The organism is Serratia montpellierensis (assembly GCF_020858655.1).
Classification (GTDB): domain Bacteria; phylum Pseudomonadota; class Gammaproteobacteria; order Enterobacterales; family Enterobacteriaceae; genus Serratia; species Serratia montpellierensis.
Genome location: NZ_VOSN01000010.1, coordinates 118,705 through 133,372, shown reverse-complemented (window position 1 = coordinate 133,372; position 14,668 = coordinate 118,705). Strand labels below are relative to the sequence as shown.

Sequence of the window (14,668 nt, the reverse complement as noted above, 5' to 3'; positions counted from 1 at the left end):
TTCAGCTTGTTCCAGATTGTTAAAGAGCAATATCTTAAACATGACTCGCAAGTCATCTTTAAGATTTTTTCGGTTATCGCTAACCGGTGATAATGTCTTTCACTCATTATCGGAATGGCGTCCCCAAGGGGATTCGAACCCCTGTTACAGCCGTGAAAGGGCAGTGTCCTAGGCCTCTAGACGATGGGGACCCGAAATTTGCTTATCGAATCACCGATTCGATAATTTCGGGTAAAGGTGAGATTTTTCGTGAAAAATCGAGCGCCATTGTCGTTTGTCACTGCACTGGACAGTCACAAATCTCCCGGCACTTACCTATACCACAAGGTTTTGTTTGCTCATTACTTTTCTATCAGACAATCTGTGTGAGCACGCCACTCGAACTAATATCTTTAGGTAAGGAGGTGATCCAACCGCAGGTTCCCCTACGGTTACCTTGTTACGACTTCACCCCAGTCATGAATCACAAAGTGGTAAGCGCCCTCCCGAAGGTTAAGCTACCTACTTCTTTTGCAACCCACTCCCATGGTGTGACGGGCGGTGTGTACAAGGCCCGGGAACGTATTCACCGTAGCATTCTGATCTACGATTACTAGCGATTCCGACTTCATGGAGTCGAGTTGCAGACTCCAATCCGGACTACGACATACTTTATGAGGTCCGCTTGCTCTCGCGAGGTCGCTTCTCTTTGTATATGCCATTGTAGCACGTGTGTAGCCCTACTCGTAAGGGCCATGATGACTTGACGTCATCCCCACCTTCCTCCAGTTTATCACTGGCAGTCTCCTTTGAGTTCCCGGCCGAACCGCTGGCAACAAAGGATAAGGGTTGCGCTCGTTGCGGGACTTAACCCAACATTTCACAACACGAGCTGACGACAGCCATGCAGCACCTGTCTCAGAGTTCCCGAAGGCACCAATCCATCTCTGGAAAGTTCTCTGGATGTCAAGAGTAGGTAAGGTTCTTCGCGTTGCATCGAATTAAACCACATGCTCCACCGCTTGTGCGGGCCCCCGTCAATTCATTTGAGTTTTAACCTTGCGGCCGTACTCCCCAGGCGGTCGATTTAACGCGTTAGCTCCGGAAGCCACGCCTCAAGGGCACAACCTCCAAATCGACATCGTTTACAGCGTGGACTACCAGGGTATCTAATCCTGTTTGCTCCCCACGCTTTCGCACCTGAGCGTCAGTCTTCGTCCAGGGGGCCGCCTTCGCCACCGGTATTCCTCCAGATCTCTACGCATTTCACCGCTACACCTGGAATTCTACCCCCCTCTACGAGACTCTAGCTTGCCAGTTTCAAATGCAGTTCCCAGGTTGAGCCCGGGGATTTCACATCTGACTTAACAAACCGCCTGCGTGCGCTTTACGCCCAGTAATTCCGATTAACGCTTGCACCCTCCGTATTACCGCGGCTGCTGGCACGGAGTTAGCCGGTGCTTCTTCTGCGAGTAACGTCAATTGATGAACGTATTAAGTTCACCACCTTCCTCCTCGCTGAAAGTGCTTTACAACCCGAAGGCCTTCTTCACACACGCGGCATGGCTGCATCAGGCTTGCGCCCATTGTGCAATATTCCCCACTGCTGCCTCCCGTAGGAGTCTGGACCGTGTCTCAGTTCCAGTGTGGCTGGTCATCCTCTCAGACCAGCTAGGGATCGTCGCCTAGGTGAGCCATTACCCCACCTACTAGCTAATCCCATCTGGGCACATCTGATGGCAAGAGGCCCGAAGGTCCCCCTCTTTGGTCTTGCGACGTTATGCGGTATTAGCTACCGTTTCCAGTAGTTATCCCCCTCCATCAGGCAGTTTCCCAGACATTACTCACCCGTCCGCCGCTCGTCACCCAGAGAGCAAGCTCTCCTGTGCTACCGCTCGACTTGCATGTGTTAAGCCTGCCGCCAGCGTTCAATCTGAGCCATGATCAAACTCTTCAATTAAAAGCTTGATTTGCTTCCACTCGAGAAGCGATGCTCAAAGATTTACTGCATGAATTTTACTTCAGTTAGTCACTCTTCAAGACTTGATATTTTTTTGCATCCGAAGATGCTGGATATCGTCTTGTGGAGTGCCCACACAGATTGTCTGATAAATTGTTAAAGAGCAGTGCCGAGAAACTCATCGGCGCGGGCTGCGTATATTACGCTTTTCGCCCTGATAGTCAAGCGTTTATTTCGCTTTCTTCTCGCTGACCCGGCGGCTTGTCAGTCGTTGTTCCCGGTCAGTGGAGGCGCATTATAGGGAGTTCTCGGCAGGCCGCAACCCCTATTTTCAATATTTTTTCCGACCGTTGAATGTTTAACCAAAACACCGTTAAAGCGGCAGTTTTTTCAACGATTTAAAGCCATAACCCTGCAAAACGGGCAATAAAGCGTCAGTATCTTCATTTAACGCCATACAATACGCCAGATTCTCTTCCTGGCTCGAGACCAGATTTTCCTGCGTTGAGATGAGCCAGGCGGTGCGGCGGGCAATCGCCGCGCCGGAATCCACCAACCGGGTGCCTTCCGGCAACACCTGCATCAGCTCTTCAGCTAATAGAGGGAAATGGGTGCAGCCCAGCACGACAGTATCCGGCGGCTCGCGCATGCTCAGCCACGGATGCAGGATCTTCTTCAGCACCGGCAGCGGCACGGCTTCGCCGTGCAGCTTGGCCTCCGCCAACTCCACCAGCTCTGAAGAGCCCAGCAGTTCAATCTTACAGTCGGTAGCAAAACGGGAAATCAGTTCGTGGGTGTAGCTGCGCTGTACGGTGCCGCGGGTCGCCAACAGGCCGACAATGCCGTTAACGGTAAGACGGGCGGCAGGCTTGATGGCGGGCACCACGCCCACGACCGGGAAACTGAAACGCTCGCGCAGGGCCGGTAAGGAGACAGTACTGGCGGTGTTACAGGCAATGACGACAATCGCCAGAGGATGACGCTGCTGCACCGCGCCGACAATTTCCAGCACGCGCTCAACGATAAACTCTTCGGACTTCTCGCCGTAGGGGAACGCCACGTTGTCGAAAGCGTATATATAGTGGAGATCCGGCAGCAACTGCCGAACCTCCTGATACACCGACAACCCGCCGACGCCGGAATCAAAAACCAGCACCGTCGGGCGAGGTGTGGCGGTGCTGTTAGAAGGTATAGCTTCCAGTGAGGTAGTATTCTCTTCCTGGAGTAGCGTAGCCATAGGCCGTCTCATAATCTTTATCAAACAGGTTGGCAATTCTACCACGAACTGTCAGATGAGATGTGACCGGATACGAAACTGCGAGATCCCACAGGCTCACGCCGCCGAGTTTAACCGTCGGGCTAGGATAAACGCCATAATCCTTGTCGTAGCGCTCACCCAGGTATTGATAGGTTACTGCCCAATCAAAGTCGTACAGTTGCCAATCCAGCTCGTATTTCACCTGCTGTTTAGCGCGGCGCAGCAGCACTTCGTTGGTTTTAGCATTGCGCGGGTCGACATAATCGTAACCAATCTGATGCGTCAGCGGGCCGGTTTCAAAAGAAGCCGTGGCCTCTACACCTTTAATGGTCGCCTTACCGATATTATAATAGCGGTAACTCACCGGATCGCTGTCGATAAGATTATCAATGTCATTGCGATAACCGGAAATACGCCAGGTCACAGGCCCGGTCAAGCCTTCAAAACCGCCTTCCCATTGCTTGCTTTCTTCCGGTTTCAAATTATTGTTGCCGTAAGTGGTACTAAACAACTGGTTCATGTTTGGCGCTTTGAACGCGGTACCGTAAGAGGCAATGAAACGATACCCCTCGATGAATTCCCAGGCTGCACTGGTTTGCCAGGTGCCGTGCCAACCGAACTCCGAGTTGTCGTCGCCACGCGCAGCAGCCTCCAGCGTCACCGGTCCCACCAACTGTTGCCCAGTCAGATAGATGCCAGTATTGCGCTGGCTTCTCTCGCTGCTGACGGACGCGGTACCCGGTTTGATTTGTTGATCCTGCCAATCTGCGCCCGCACTAATGGTGCCTTGGGCAACCTTGAACGTGTTGCCCCACTGCAGATTGTACTGTTCCGAATCATCCAAACTGGAGGAGATCGCATACTGGCCTTTGCGCGGATCGTAATTGTAGTCTTTGCTGTGGCTGTAACTCCCCACTAGCTGCGTGGCGTAAATCCCTTCCTGATAGCGCAGCCCCGTGTCCCATGTTTGGCTGTACAGCTTACGGGTATCGGGCAGACCGGTAATATTGAAGTCTTTATCGTAAGAATAGAATCCATCGTAGCCTGTACGATTATCGTAACCATAACCACGCACAAAACCGCTGATTTGCTCGTTAAATTGGTGCTGTAATGCGCCGTAGAGCAATTTGCTCATAAAGCCGTCGCGATCGGGCTGAGGAATACTGGTATTACCTTCAGCCACCACGTCATACCCTTTGGTATAGGTGTAATTCCCCGCCACCGTCGCCACGGTGCTGTCACCCAGTTGTTGTTGGGTCGACGCGTCATAGGATTGATAACCGTTGGAGCCGACGCCGGCTGAGAGCGTAGTGCCGTTCTTTTCGCGGGTGGTAATAATGTTGACCACGCCGCCGATGGCATCGGAGCCGTACACCGCCGAGCGCGGGCCGCGAATGTATTCGACTTTCTGCACCAGCGAAATCGGGATTTGGCTAAGGTCGGAAGAACCGCTGACGCCCGCCTGATTAAGGCGAATGCCGTCAATTAGCACCAGCACATGGCTGGAGTTGGTGCCGCGAATAAACAGCGAGCTCTTTTGTCCCAATCCACCGTTTTGGCCAACGTCCACGCCTGGCAAGCGGCGCATCACGTCGGTCAGGCTCTTGGCCTGCCAGCGATCGATATCGTTACGGGTGACGATGGAAGTCGGCGCCAACACGGAAGAAACCGGCTGCGGGAAACGGTTGGCGGTCACCACCAGGTTATCGCCATTCTTGGCTGTGGTGTTGTCTTGCGCCCATCCAGAAAAAGCCGTGACGGAGGAGACCACCGCCAGCAGCGTATTTTTTGTAATTGTCATGAGAAAAGCATCCAAACTTAATTGGCGGATGCCGCAGGATCATGGCCGGTAGTTCGCGACGGCCACGGACATTGCGACGTAACACCGGCAGGTCTTCGGGCTTGGGATTTGCGGGCCGCGGGGCGCGACCGGCAACGGGCGATGACTTCCCATCCTGCAGTGGACAGTGTCTGCGTCGAAACGCTATCGCCGTGACTTCCCCTTACCGCTGCGCGTCAGCTCCGGATTCACACCGGATTCCCTTTTCACTCGCTGCTTGAGGCCGGACGGCAATGCTACGATCAATGAAAATAGATGTCTAGACTGCTACTAATGTTACAAATAATAAACGCGACAAAACTGGACTTCACGGGCTGATTCCCTACAATCCCCGCTGATCAAATTTGCCTGACGAGAAGACACAGATGACGCCCGAGAATTTGCCTATTGAACGTTACGATGACCAACTGGCGGAGAAAGTCGCCCGCCTGAAGACGTTGATGTCACCGTTCGCGGCGCCCGAGCCGGAAGTGTTCCGCTCGCCAGTCGACCATTACCGCATGCGCGCCGAATTCCGCATCTGGCACGACGCGGACGATATGTATCACATCATGTTCGATCAGCAGACCAAGCAACGTATTCGCGTCGATCGGTTTCCGGCCGCCAGCGAACTGATCAACCGCCTGATGAGCGCCCTGATCGCCGCGCTGAAACCGGAGCCGATCCTGCGCCACAAGCTGTTCCAGATCGATTATCTGTCGACGCAAAGCGGCAAAATCATCGCCTCGCTGCTGTACCACCGCAAGCTGGATGACGTTTGGCAACGGCGTGCCGAGCAGCTGCGCGATGAGCTGCGCGCTCAGGGTTTCGACCTGCAGCTGATCGGCCGGGCGTCGAAGACCAAAATCATGCTCGACCAGGATTATGTTGACGAAGTGCTGACGGTTGCCGGCCGCGACATGATCTATCGTCAGGTGGAAAACAGCTTCACTCAGCCCAACGCGGCCATGAATGTGCAGATGCTGGAGTGGGCGCTGGCGGTCACCGCCGGTTCCAAAGGCGATTTGCTGGAGCTGTACTGCGGCAACGGCAACTTCTCGCTGGCGCTGGCGCGCAATTTCGAGCGCGTGCTGGCGACCGAGATCGCCAAGCCGTCGGTGGCGGCGGCGCAGTACAACATCGCCGCCAACCATATCGACAACGTGCAAATCATCCGCATGGCGGCAGAAGACTTCACTCAGGCAATGAACGGAGTACGCGAATTCAACCGGTTGAAAGGCATCGATCTAAGCGGTTACAACTGCGAGACGATTTTCGTCGATCCGCCGCGCAGCGGGCTGGACGAGGAAACGGTGAAGATGGTGCAGGCCTACCCGCGCATTCTGTATATCTCATGCAACCCGGAAACGCTGTGCGCCAACCTGGAAACGCTGCAGGCTACGCACCGGGTCAGCCGCCTGGCGCTGTTCGATCAGTTCCCGTATACCCATCACATGGAATGCGGCGTGTTGCTGGAAAAGCACCGCTGATACGACAGGGGCGCCATCATGGCGCCCCGTTTCATTACGACTCTTGAGTCGGCGCATCCGGCGCCTTGCGCGCCTTCAGCTTGACCCCGATCCACAGCACCAGTGCCACACACACCACCGACGGCAGGAAGTTGGAACCGATCTGCGGGTATTCGGCGCGCACGATGGCGCTGTACATCAGCAGCCCCAGCAGGAAGCAGGCCGCCGCCAGCTTCGGCATGCCGTCCGGCATGGCGCGGTTCAGGTAACGTTGATGCAGGCAGTACACCGCCAGCACCAACGCGATCAGCGGGAAGATCGAAAACGGCACTACCGAGCTGAACAACGCGGCAAACGAACCGTTGATCGAAAGGCCGGCAATCAACGCCAGCAGTAAGGTGCCATTTTCACGGCCTGGTTTTTCCATCATTTTTTTACCTTTTTTATACGTGGGACACAGAAGCTTTTTCTTGTTCGCGACGATACCAGTAATACGCCCCTTTGGAGATCATCCGCAGCTGCAGCACCAGCCGTTCTTCCAGTTGTTGCCGCTGCTCGACGTCGATATCCAGCGCTTCCGCGCCGGCGCTGAACACAATGGTGACCATCGCTTCCGCCTGCGCTTCGGTAAAGCTGCGCGGCATGTGGTTTTCCAACTCGAGGTAGTCCGCCAGTTCGGCGATGAAATGCTGGATCTCGCGCGCCACCGCCGCACGGAATGCCGCCGATGTGCCGGAGCGCTCGCGCAGCAGCAGGCGGAAGGCGTTCGGGTTGTTACCGATAAATTCCATAAAGGTGGACACCGAGGTGCGGATCACGCTGCCGCCTTTGGCGATGCGTTGGCGCGCCTGGCGCATCAACTGACGCAGCATCAGGCCGCTTTCGTCCACCATGGTCAGCCCCAGCTCATCCACATCGCGGAAATGGCGATAAAACGACGTGGGCGCGATGCCTGCCTCGCGTGAAACTTCCCGCAGGCTCAGGCTGGCGAAGCTGCGTTCGGCGCTCAGCTGGCTGAAAGCAGCTTCGATCAGGGAACGACGAGTCCGTTCTTTTTGTTGTGCTCTGACGCCCATATGCATATCCGGATAGGTTCCATTCTCTCAGTCTAACGCCCTAGACTCGGCAATATAGCAAATTTTATTGCAACAGCATTTATACTAACGCGCTCTATCACACTTCCGCCCTGAGCCGATTGTGCTTTGACTCAAAAAGCCTAATGGTGATTGGGTGAGCAGCGCTATGATGTTAAGATACCGTTGTAATCTTGTATAAAAAACAGGTCTCTCCTACATGCAACAGCACTATCAATTTGATGCCATTGTGATTGGCTCGGGCCCTGGTGGTGAAGGTGCCGCCATGGGGCTGGTGAAACAGGGCGCCCGCGTGGCCGTTATCGAACGGTACAATAACGTAGGCGGCGGATGTACCCACTGGGGCACCATCCCTTCCAAAGCCCTCCGCCACGCCGTCAGCCGCATTATCGAATTCAATCAGAACCCGCTTTACAACAACTCGCGCACGCTCAGCGCGACCTTCCCTGACATTTTACGCCACGCCGATAACGTCATCAGCCAGCAGACCCGCATGCGCCAAGGGTTCTATGAGCGGAATCAGTGCAAACTGTTCGCCGGTGACGCGCGCTTCATCGACGCCAATACCGTCAGCGTCAGCTATATGGACGGTACCCAGGACACCATCCGCGCCGACCACATCGTGATCGCCTGCGGCTCGCGTCCTTACCATCCGGCCAGCGTCGATTTCAATCACCCACGCATCTACGACAGCGACTCCATTCTCGAACTGAGCCATGAGCCGCGCCACGTCATCATTTACGGCGCCGGGGTGATCGGCTGCGAGTATGCGTCTATCTTCCGCGGTTTGAACGTCAAGGTCGATTTGATCAACACCCGCGATCGCCTGCTGGCGTTCCTCGATCAGGAAATGTCGGATTCGCTCTCTTACCACTTCTGGAACAACGGCGTGGTGATCCGCCATAACGAAGAGTTCGAGAAGATTGAGGGCACCGAAGACGGCGTAATCGTGCACCTGAAGTCCGGCAAGAAGGTGAAAGCGGACTGCTTGCTGTACGCCAACGGCCGTACCGGCAACACCGATTCGCTGGGGTTGGAAAACGTCGGCCTGGAGTCGGACAGCCGCGGGTTGCTGAAGGTGAACAGCATGTATCAAACCGCGCTGTCGCACATCTATGCGGTCGGTGACGTGATCGGCTATCCGAGCCTGGCTTCCGCCGCCTACGATCAGGGCCGCATCGCCGCGCAGGCGATCGCTTCCGGTGAAGCCAGCGGTCACTTAATCGAAGATATCCCGACCGGCATCTACACCATTCCGGAAATCAGCTCCGTCGGCAAAACCGAGCAGGAACTGACGGCGATGAAGGTGCCGTATGAAGTGGGCCGCGCCCAGTTCAAGCATCTGGCGCGCGCGCAGATCGCCGGGATGAACGTCGGCAGCCTGAAGATCCTGTTCCATCGCGACACCCTGCAGATCCTCGGGATCCACTGCTTCGGCGAACGTGCGGCGGAGATCATCCACATCGGTCAGGCGATCATGGAACAGAAAGGTGAAGGCAATACTATCGAGTATTTCGTTAATACGACCTTCAACTATCCGACCATGGCCGAAGCCTACCGGGTGGCGGCGCTTAACGGCTTAAACCGCCTGTTTTAACGCGTTGTCGATGTAGCCCTGCATGTGCTCGCGGATCGCCTCGGCCAACTGCTCATAACGGCTGCGCAGTGGGGAACCGGGGCGATACACCAACGCGATGGTGCGCTTCGGTTCCGGCTTGTAGCAATCCAGATAGCAGACGCCGTCGCGTTCGCGCTGCGGCGGCACCGCCAGGGACGGCAGCAGGGTAATGCCGCTGCCGGCCGCGACCATATTGCGCAGCGTTTCCAGACTGGTGGCGCGGAAGTGGGTATCCTCGTCCGCGCCCGCCTGGAAGCAGAAGCCCATCGCCTGATCGCGCAGGCAGTGGCCATCCTCCAGCATCAGCAGCTTCTCTCCCGCCAAATCCGGCATCGCTACGCGCTCGCGCTGCGCCCACGGGTGATCGGAATACACCGCCAGCTTCATCGGTTCATCGAACAGAGGCACTTCGATAAACGCCTCGGTTTCCTTCACCAGCGCCAGAATGGCGCAGTCCAGCTTGCCGCTGTCGAGTTGCGCCAGCAGTTGGTGGGTTTGCGCTTCGTGCAGGTACATTTCCAGTTTCGGGAAGGTTTTGTGCAGCGTCGGGATGATCTGCGGCAGCAGATAAGGCCCCACGGTCGGGATCAGACCGATGTGCAGCGGCCCGGACATGGCTTCGCCCTGCTGGCTGGCCATCTCCTTCAACACTTTCACTTCGCGCAGCACGGTACGCGCCTGCTCCACCAGCAACAGACCCGCCTGGGTGAACAGCACCTTGCGGCTGGTACGCTCAAGCAGCATGACGCCCAACTCGTCTTCCAGCTTGCGGATCTGCCCGCTCAGCGTGGGCTGGCTCACATGGCATGAATCGGCCGCACGGCGGAAGTGCCGGTGCTCGGCCAAGGCGACCAGATACTCTAAATCACGAATATTCATTGTTTCCCTCCATTCCATGATAGCTCATGGCGATAGATAAGATAGCAATGAGCGATTAGATCTATCAAGCCCCAGCGACAATAATGTGTCCCAACGAAGCGATATCGCGCTAAATGCTAAAAATTACTTTTCCTAATTAAGGGGTTAATCAATGTTTACCAGTCAAGAAGGCAAGAAAGTTCCTCAGGTTACTTTCCACACCCGTCAGGGCGACCAATGGATTGATGTGACCACTGATGACCTGTTCAAAAACAAAACCGTTATCGTGTTCTCGCTGCCGGGCGCGTTCACGCCGACCTGCTCTTCGAGCCATCTGCCGCGCTACAACGAGCTGTCCAGCGTATTCAAGCAGCACGGCGTCGACGGCATTCTGTGCGTCTCGGTGAACGACACCTTCGTGATGAACGCCTGGAAAGCCGATCAGCATGCGGAAAACATCACCTTCGTGCCGGACGGCAACGGTGAATTCACCAAAGGCATGAACATGCTGGTCGAGAAAGCGGATCTGGGCTTTGGCCCGCGTTCATGGCGCTACTCGATGCTGGTGCGCGACGGCGTGGTCGAGAAAATGTTCGTCGAACCAAACAAGCCGGGCGACCCGTTTGAAGTGTCCGACGCCGACACCATGCTGAAATACCTGGCGCCGGAATTCAAAGTGCAGGAATCGGTCTCCCTGTTCACCAAACCGGGCTGCCCATTCTGCGCCAAAGCCAAACAGATGCTGCAAGAACGCGGCATTCAGTATGAAGAGATCGTGCTGGGCAAAGACGCCACCACCGTCAGCCTGCGCGCCGTCAGCGGCCGCGCCACGGTGCCGCAAGTGTTCATCGGCGGCCGTCACATCGGTGGCAGCGACGATCTGGAAACTTTCCTGTCAGCTTAATAAGTAATAACAAAGCCAACGTGAACTTTGGCGGGCTACGGCCCGCCCTTTTTTTACCTTTCAGGAGCGGATATGAAACTGTTGAACGTTGATGTCGCGGTCATCGGCGGCGGCACCGCAGGGCTCGGCGCCTATCGCGCGGCCAAACTGTCTACCCCCAGCGTGGTGATGATCGAAGGCGGGCCTTACGGCACCACCTGTGCACGCGTTGGCTGCATGCCATCCAAATTGCTGATCGCCGCTGCCGAAGCGGTGCATCAAATCGAACGCGCGCCGGGTTTTGGCGTGCACCCAGCCGGTCAAACTCGCATCGACGGGCGCGAAGTGATGGCGCGCGTCAAACGCGAACGCGATCGCTTCGTCGGCTTCGTGCTGGAAGGCGTGGACGAGATCCCGGCCCAAGACAAAATTCAGGGCTATGCCCGGTTTATTGACGACAACACGCTGCAGGTCGATGAGCATACGCGCATCGTAGCGCAGCGCATCGTGATCGCCACCGGTTCCCGCCCCAGCTGGCCGGCGCCGTGGAACGCACTGGGCGACCGTCTGATCGTCAACGACGACCTGTTCAACTGGGATGACTTGCCGCAGTCCGTCGCGGTATTCGGCCCCGGCGTCATCGGGCTGGAGCTGGGGCAAGCGCTGCACCGCCTCGGCGTCGACACCAAGGTATTCGGCATCGGCGGCGCCGTCGGGCCGCTGACCGACAGCGCCGTGCGCGACTACGCCGCCAAAGCGCTGGGGGAAGAGTTCTACCTCGACGCCGACGTGAAAGTAGAGATGATGCAGCGCGAAGGCGACCGCGTATTTATTCGCTATCAGGACTTGCAGGGCCAACCGCAGGAGATCCTGGTGGACTACGTGCTGGCCGCCACCGGTCGCCGCCCCAACGTCGATCGGTTGGGCCTCGAAAATACCGGCTTGCAACTCGACGCCCGAGGCGTGCCGCTAGCCGACCGCCTGACGATGCAAACCAGCGTGCCGCATATTTTCATCGCCGGCGACGCCAGCAACCAACTGCCGCTGCTGCACGAGGCCAGCGATCAGGCACGCATCGCCGGCGCTAACGCCGGCAGCTTCCCAGAGATCAATCCAGGTCTGCGCCGCAGCGCGATTTCGGTGGTGTTCTCCGATCCGCAGATCGCCATGGTCGGCTCAACTTTCCGCGAGCTGAGCGAGAAGTTCAGCGCCTGCGGCTGCTTTGAAGTGGGCAAAGTCTCGTTTGAGAATCAGGGCCGTTCGCGGGTGATGCTGCGCAATAAGGGCATTTTGCACGTCTACGGCGAGCAAGGCACCGGCCGTTTCCTCGGCGCGGAAATGATCGGCCCAGACGCCGAGCACATCGCGCACCTGCTGGCCTGGGCACACCAGCAGCAGATGACCGTCGGTCAGATGCTGGACATGCCGTTCTATCATCCGGTGATCGAAGAAGGCTTGCGCACCGCGCTGCGCGATCTGCAGGCGAAGCTCAAACTCGGCGCGACCGAAATCGAGCGCTGCCAGCGCTGTCCGGGTGAGTAACCTCTTATTCTCCGTTTATATCCACCGGGCCTTCAGGCCCGGTTTTTTTTGCGCAGCACTTTCCACAATTTCCTCCCTCCGCTTGCCTCACGGCCCGCCCGCGCTCATTTTTTATGCTTTGGCATTGAAGTGATACCAATAACGATACTAAAATGGAGGCAGCATGAACGAGATCAGGGATGACATCGCTGATTTGCAACAGCGGCAGAACAGCATCAAATTCGCCGAGTTAGCGAAAGTCTGCGTGCGATGGTTTGGGCCGCCGCGCATAAACGGTAGCAGCCATCACGTTTATCGCATGCCCTGGCCAGGCGATCCGCGCATCAATATCCAACGCGGCAACAACGGCGCGGCCAAGGCATATCAGGTTAAGCAGGTCATCACCGCACTGGCCAGAATGGAGGAAGAACATGGAAAAGCATGAACACTATACCTATCGCATCACCTGGTCAGCGGAAGATCGTGAATATGTCGGGCTGTGCGCCGAATTCCCCTCGCTGTCCTGGCTGGCCGCCACGCGTACCGGCGCACTGGAGGGTATCGAAAAAGTCGTGAGCGAAACGATCGCCGACATGCTGGCGCAAGGTGAAACGCCGCCGCAGGCGCTGGCGGAAAAGAACTTCAGCGGAAAACTGGTGTTACGCATGACGCCGGAACAGCATCGCCGGCTGGCGATCGGCGCGATGGAGGAAGGCGTGAGCCTGAACCGTTATCTGTGCGCACGCCTGGCGGGGTAGAGGTGCAAGGGCGGCGCCAGGCCGCCCTTATTGTCCTCAAGCTAAACGCTGTTTCGCTGCGGCGATTGCCGCGGCCACCTGCTGCGGCGCGACGCCACCTTTGGCCGCACGCTTGTCCAAGCAGGATTGCAACGCCAGGATCGGGTAAACGTCGTCGCCAATCGTAGCGCTAAACTGCTGCAAGTCAGCCAGCGGCAGCGCTTCCAGCGGTTTGCCCTGGCGAATCGCTTCTACCACCGCCTCGCCGACGATATGGTGCGCTTCGCGGAACGGCACGCCCTTGGCGACCAGGTAATCCGCCAGCTCGGTGGCGTTGGCATAGCCCTGCTCCGCCGCTTCCTGACAGCGCGGGCGTTTCACCTGAATGCCGTCCAGCACCAGCGCCGCCATCTGCAGGCAGTCCATCCAGGTGTCGAGCGCGTCGAACAGCCCTTCTTTGTCTTCCTGCATGTCTTTGTTATACGCCAGCGGCAGGCCTTTCAGCGTCATCATCATGCCGGTCAGCGCGCCCTGTACGCGGCCACATTTGCCGCGGATCAGCTCCAGCGCGTCCGGGTTTTTCTTCTGCGGCATCAGCGAAGAGCCGGAGGTCACACGGTCGGACAGCTCGACAAACGCCGCTTCGCCGCTGTTGAAGAAGATCAGATCTTCGGCAAAGCGCGACAGGTGCACCATGCTGATGGCGGCGTTGGACAGCAGCTCCAGCACGTGATCGCGATCGGATACGCTGTCCAGGCTGTTGCGGGTCGCCGAGGCGAAACCCAGCCAGCCGGCCAGTTGCTCACGATCGATAGGATAAGCGGTACCGGCCAGCGCACCGCTGCCCAGCGGGCTGACATCCAGCCGTTTCAGGGTATCCTGCAGGCGGCTTTCATCGCGCGCCAGCATTTCGACATAGGCCAGGCACCAGTGCGCGAAAGTCACCGGCTGTGCACGTTGCAGGTGGGTATACCCCGGCATCACCGCATCCTGGTTGGCTTCGGCAGTCTCCACCAGCGCCTGCTGCAGCTGGACGATCGCCTGATGCAGATCGCCGATCTGCTGTTTGCACCACAGCTTCAGATCGGTTGCGACCTGATCGTTGCGGCTGCGGCCGGTGTGCAGCTTCTTGCCCAAATCGCCGACCTTCTCGATCAGCTTCTGCTCCACCCAGCTGTGGATGTCTTCGGCATCGCTTTGGACGATCGCCAAAGGATCGGCCTGGACTTCCGTCAGTAGTGCATTCAGCGCCTGCTCCAGCTGCTGTTGCTCCGCTGCGGTCAACACGTTAACGGTCACCAGCGCCTTCGACCAGGCCACCGAGCCCACGATATCCTGCTCCGCCAGGCGATAATCGAACCGCAGCGAATCATTGAGTTGCTTGAACCGCTGATCCGCCGCCTGAGTGAACCGTCCGCCCCAAAGTGCCATATCTTACTCCTGAATTTTTATGCGAAAGGGCGCAGCATGCT

The 14,668-nt window shown here is 57.2% G+C and carries 12 protein-coding genes, 1 tRNA gene, 1 rRNA gene and 1 riboswitch; of the genes, 6 read left to right on the top strand and 8 right to left on the bottom strand.

Annotation, left to right across the window (positions count from 1 at the left end):
• Positions 1–115 precede the first annotated feature (115 nt).
• From FUU19_RS11340 to btuB, 4 genes are all read right to left on the bottom strand, one after another.
• A tRNA-Glu gene (locus FUU19_RS11340) sits at positions 116–191 on the bottom strand.
• Positions 192–397: 206 nt separating this feature from the next.
• A 16S ribosomal RNA gene (locus FUU19_RS11335) occupies positions 398–1,939 on the bottom strand.
• Positions 1,940–2,312: 373 nt separating this feature from the next.
• Positions 2,313–3,176: a glutamate racemase gene (gene murI / locus FUU19_RS11330; RefSeq protein ID WP_049205307.1), complete on the bottom strand. Its 864-nt coding sequence runs from the start codon at positions 3,174–3,176 to the stop codon at positions 2,313–2,315.
• Positions 3,121–4,998, bottom strand: coding sequence for a TonB-dependent vitamin B12 receptor BtuB (gene btuB, locus FUU19_RS11325; RefSeq protein ID WP_025304648.1), 1,878 nt, complete (start codon positions 4,996–4,998; stop codon positions 3,121–3,123). Before btuB ends, murI begins: the two co-directional genes overlap by 56 nt.
• Before the next feature lie 69 nt (positions 4,999–5,067).
• A riboswitch (cobalamin riboswitch) is annotated at positions 5,068–5,287 on the bottom strand.
• Between the two features lie 115 nt (positions 5,288–5,402).
• On the opposite strand from btuB, the gene trmA reads away from it, so the two are divergent.
• Positions 5,403–6,506 carry a tRNA (uridine(54)-C5)-methyltransferase TrmA gene (gene trmA, locus FUU19_RS11320; protein WP_141971967.1) on the top strand — a complete coding sequence of 368 codons (1,104 nt, stop codon included), beginning with the start codon at positions 5,403–5,405 and terminating at the stop codon, positions 6,504–6,506.
• A 34-nt stretch (positions 6,507–6,540) separates the two neighbouring features.
• Here trmA and FUU19_RS11315 read toward each other — a convergent pair whose 3' ends face one another.
• Entirely contained in the window at positions 6,541–6,912 is a 372-nt protein-coding gene (locus FUU19_RS11315; protein WP_141973065.1) for a YijD family membrane protein, read from the bottom strand.
• A gap of 16 nt (positions 6,913–6,928) precedes the next feature.
• Entirely contained in the window at positions 6,929–7,561 is a 633-nt protein-coding gene (gene fabR / locus FUU19_RS11310; protein ID WP_004931044.1) for an HTH-type transcriptional repressor FabR, read from the bottom strand.
• Positions 7,562–7,778: 217 nt separating this feature from the next.
• Here fabR and sthA point away from each other — a divergent pair, with 217 nt between their 5' ends.
• Entirely contained in the window at positions 7,779–9,176 is a 1,398-nt protein-coding gene (sthA, locus tag FUU19_RS11305; RefSeq protein ID WP_004931047.1) for a Si-specific NAD(P)(+) transhydrogenase, read from the top strand.
• Here the strand turns inward: sthA and oxyR are convergent.
• Positions 9,159–10,076: a DNA-binding transcriptional regulator OxyR gene (gene oxyR / locus FUU19_RS11300; protein WP_025304651.1), complete on the bottom strand. Its 918-nt coding sequence runs from the start codon at positions 10,074–10,076 to the stop codon at positions 9,159–9,161. The genes sthA and oxyR overlap by 18 nt on opposite strands.
• Before the next feature lie 151 nt (positions 10,077–10,227).
• On the opposite strand from oxyR, the gene FUU19_RS11295 reads away from it, so the two are divergent.
• From FUU19_RS11295 to FUU19_RS11280, 4 genes are all read left to right on the top strand, one after another.
• A complete protein-coding gene (locus tag FUU19_RS11295) occupies positions 10,228–10,959 on the top strand; it encodes a glutathione peroxidase (protein WP_019452251.1) in 732 nt (243 codons plus the stop codon).
• 72 nt (positions 10,960–11,031) lie between these two features.
• A complete protein-coding gene (locus FUU19_RS11290) occupies positions 11,032–12,480 on the top strand; it encodes a dihydrolipoyl dehydrogenase (RefSeq protein ID WP_230489709.1) in 1,449 nt (482 codons plus the stop codon).
• 163 nt (positions 12,481–12,643) lie between these two features.
• A complete protein-coding gene (locus FUU19_RS11285) occupies positions 12,644–12,904 on the top strand; it encodes a toxin HicA (protein ID WP_230489710.1) in 261 nt (86 codons plus the stop codon).
• Positions 12,891–13,217, top strand: a complete 327-nt coding sequence (locus FUU19_RS11280; RefSeq protein WP_019452249.1) for a type II toxin-antitoxin system HicB family antitoxin — start codon at positions 12,891–12,893, stop codon at positions 13,215–13,217. Before FUU19_RS11285 ends, FUU19_RS11280 begins: the two co-directional genes overlap by 14 nt.
• A 36-nt stretch (positions 13,218–13,253) precedes the next feature.
• On the opposite strand, the gene argH is transcribed toward FUU19_RS11280, so the two are convergent.
• The gene (gene argH, locus FUU19_RS11275; RefSeq protein WP_073534599.1) at positions 13,254–14,627 is read right to left on the bottom strand and encodes an argininosuccinate lyase; all 1,374 of its coding nucleotides are present in this window, start codon (positions 14,625–14,627) and stop codon (positions 13,254–13,256) included.
• Between the last annotated feature and the right edge of the window lie 41 nt (positions 14,628–14,668).

What these genes read in the sequence shown, in the direction of transcription:
- murI (WP_049205307.1), bottom strand. Translation starts at nt 3,176, where the DNA reads ATGGCTACGCTACTCCAGGAAGAGAATACTACCTCACTGGAAGCTATA.
- btuB (WP_025304648.1), bottom strand. Translation starts at nt 4,998, where the DNA reads ATGACAATTACAAAAAATACGCTGCTGGCGGTGGTCTCCTCCGTCACG.
- trmA (WP_141971967.1), top strand. Translation starts at nt 5,403, where the DNA reads ATGACGCCCGAGAATTTGCCTATTGAACGTTACGATGACCAACTGGCG.
- FUU19_RS11315 (WP_141973065.1), bottom strand. Translation starts at nt 6,912, where the DNA reads ATGGAAAAACCAGGCCGTGAAAATGGCACCTTACTGCTGGCGTTGATT.
- fabR (WP_004931044.1), bottom strand. Translation starts at nt 7,561, where the DNA reads ATGGGCGTCAGAGCACAACAAAAAGAACGGACTCGTCGTTCCCTGATC.
- sthA (WP_004931047.1), top strand. Translation starts at nt 7,779, where the DNA reads ATGCAACAGCACTATCAATTTGATGCCATTGTGATTGGCTCGGGCCCT.
- oxyR (WP_025304651.1), bottom strand. Translation starts at nt 10,076, where the DNA reads ATGAATATTCGTGATTTAGAGTATCTGGTCGCCTTGGCCGAGCACCGG.
- FUU19_RS11295 (WP_019452251.1), top strand. Translation starts at nt 10,228, where the DNA reads ATGTTTACCAGTCAAGAAGGCAAGAAAGTTCCTCAGGTTACTTTCCAC.
- FUU19_RS11290 (WP_230489709.1), top strand. Translation starts at nt 11,032, where the DNA reads ATGAAACTGTTGAACGTTGATGTCGCGGTCATCGGCGGCGGCACCGCA.
- FUU19_RS11285 (WP_230489710.1), top strand. Translation starts at nt 12,644, where the DNA reads ATGAACGAGATCAGGGATGACATCGCTGATTTGCAACAGCGGCAGAAC.
- FUU19_RS11280 (WP_019452249.1), top strand. Translation starts at nt 12,891, where the DNA reads ATGGAAAAGCATGAACACTATACCTATCGCATCACCTGGTCAGCGGAA.
- argH (WP_073534599.1), bottom strand. Translation starts at nt 14,627, where the DNA reads ATGGCACTTTGGGGCGGACGGTTCACTCAGGCGGCGGATCAGCGGTTC.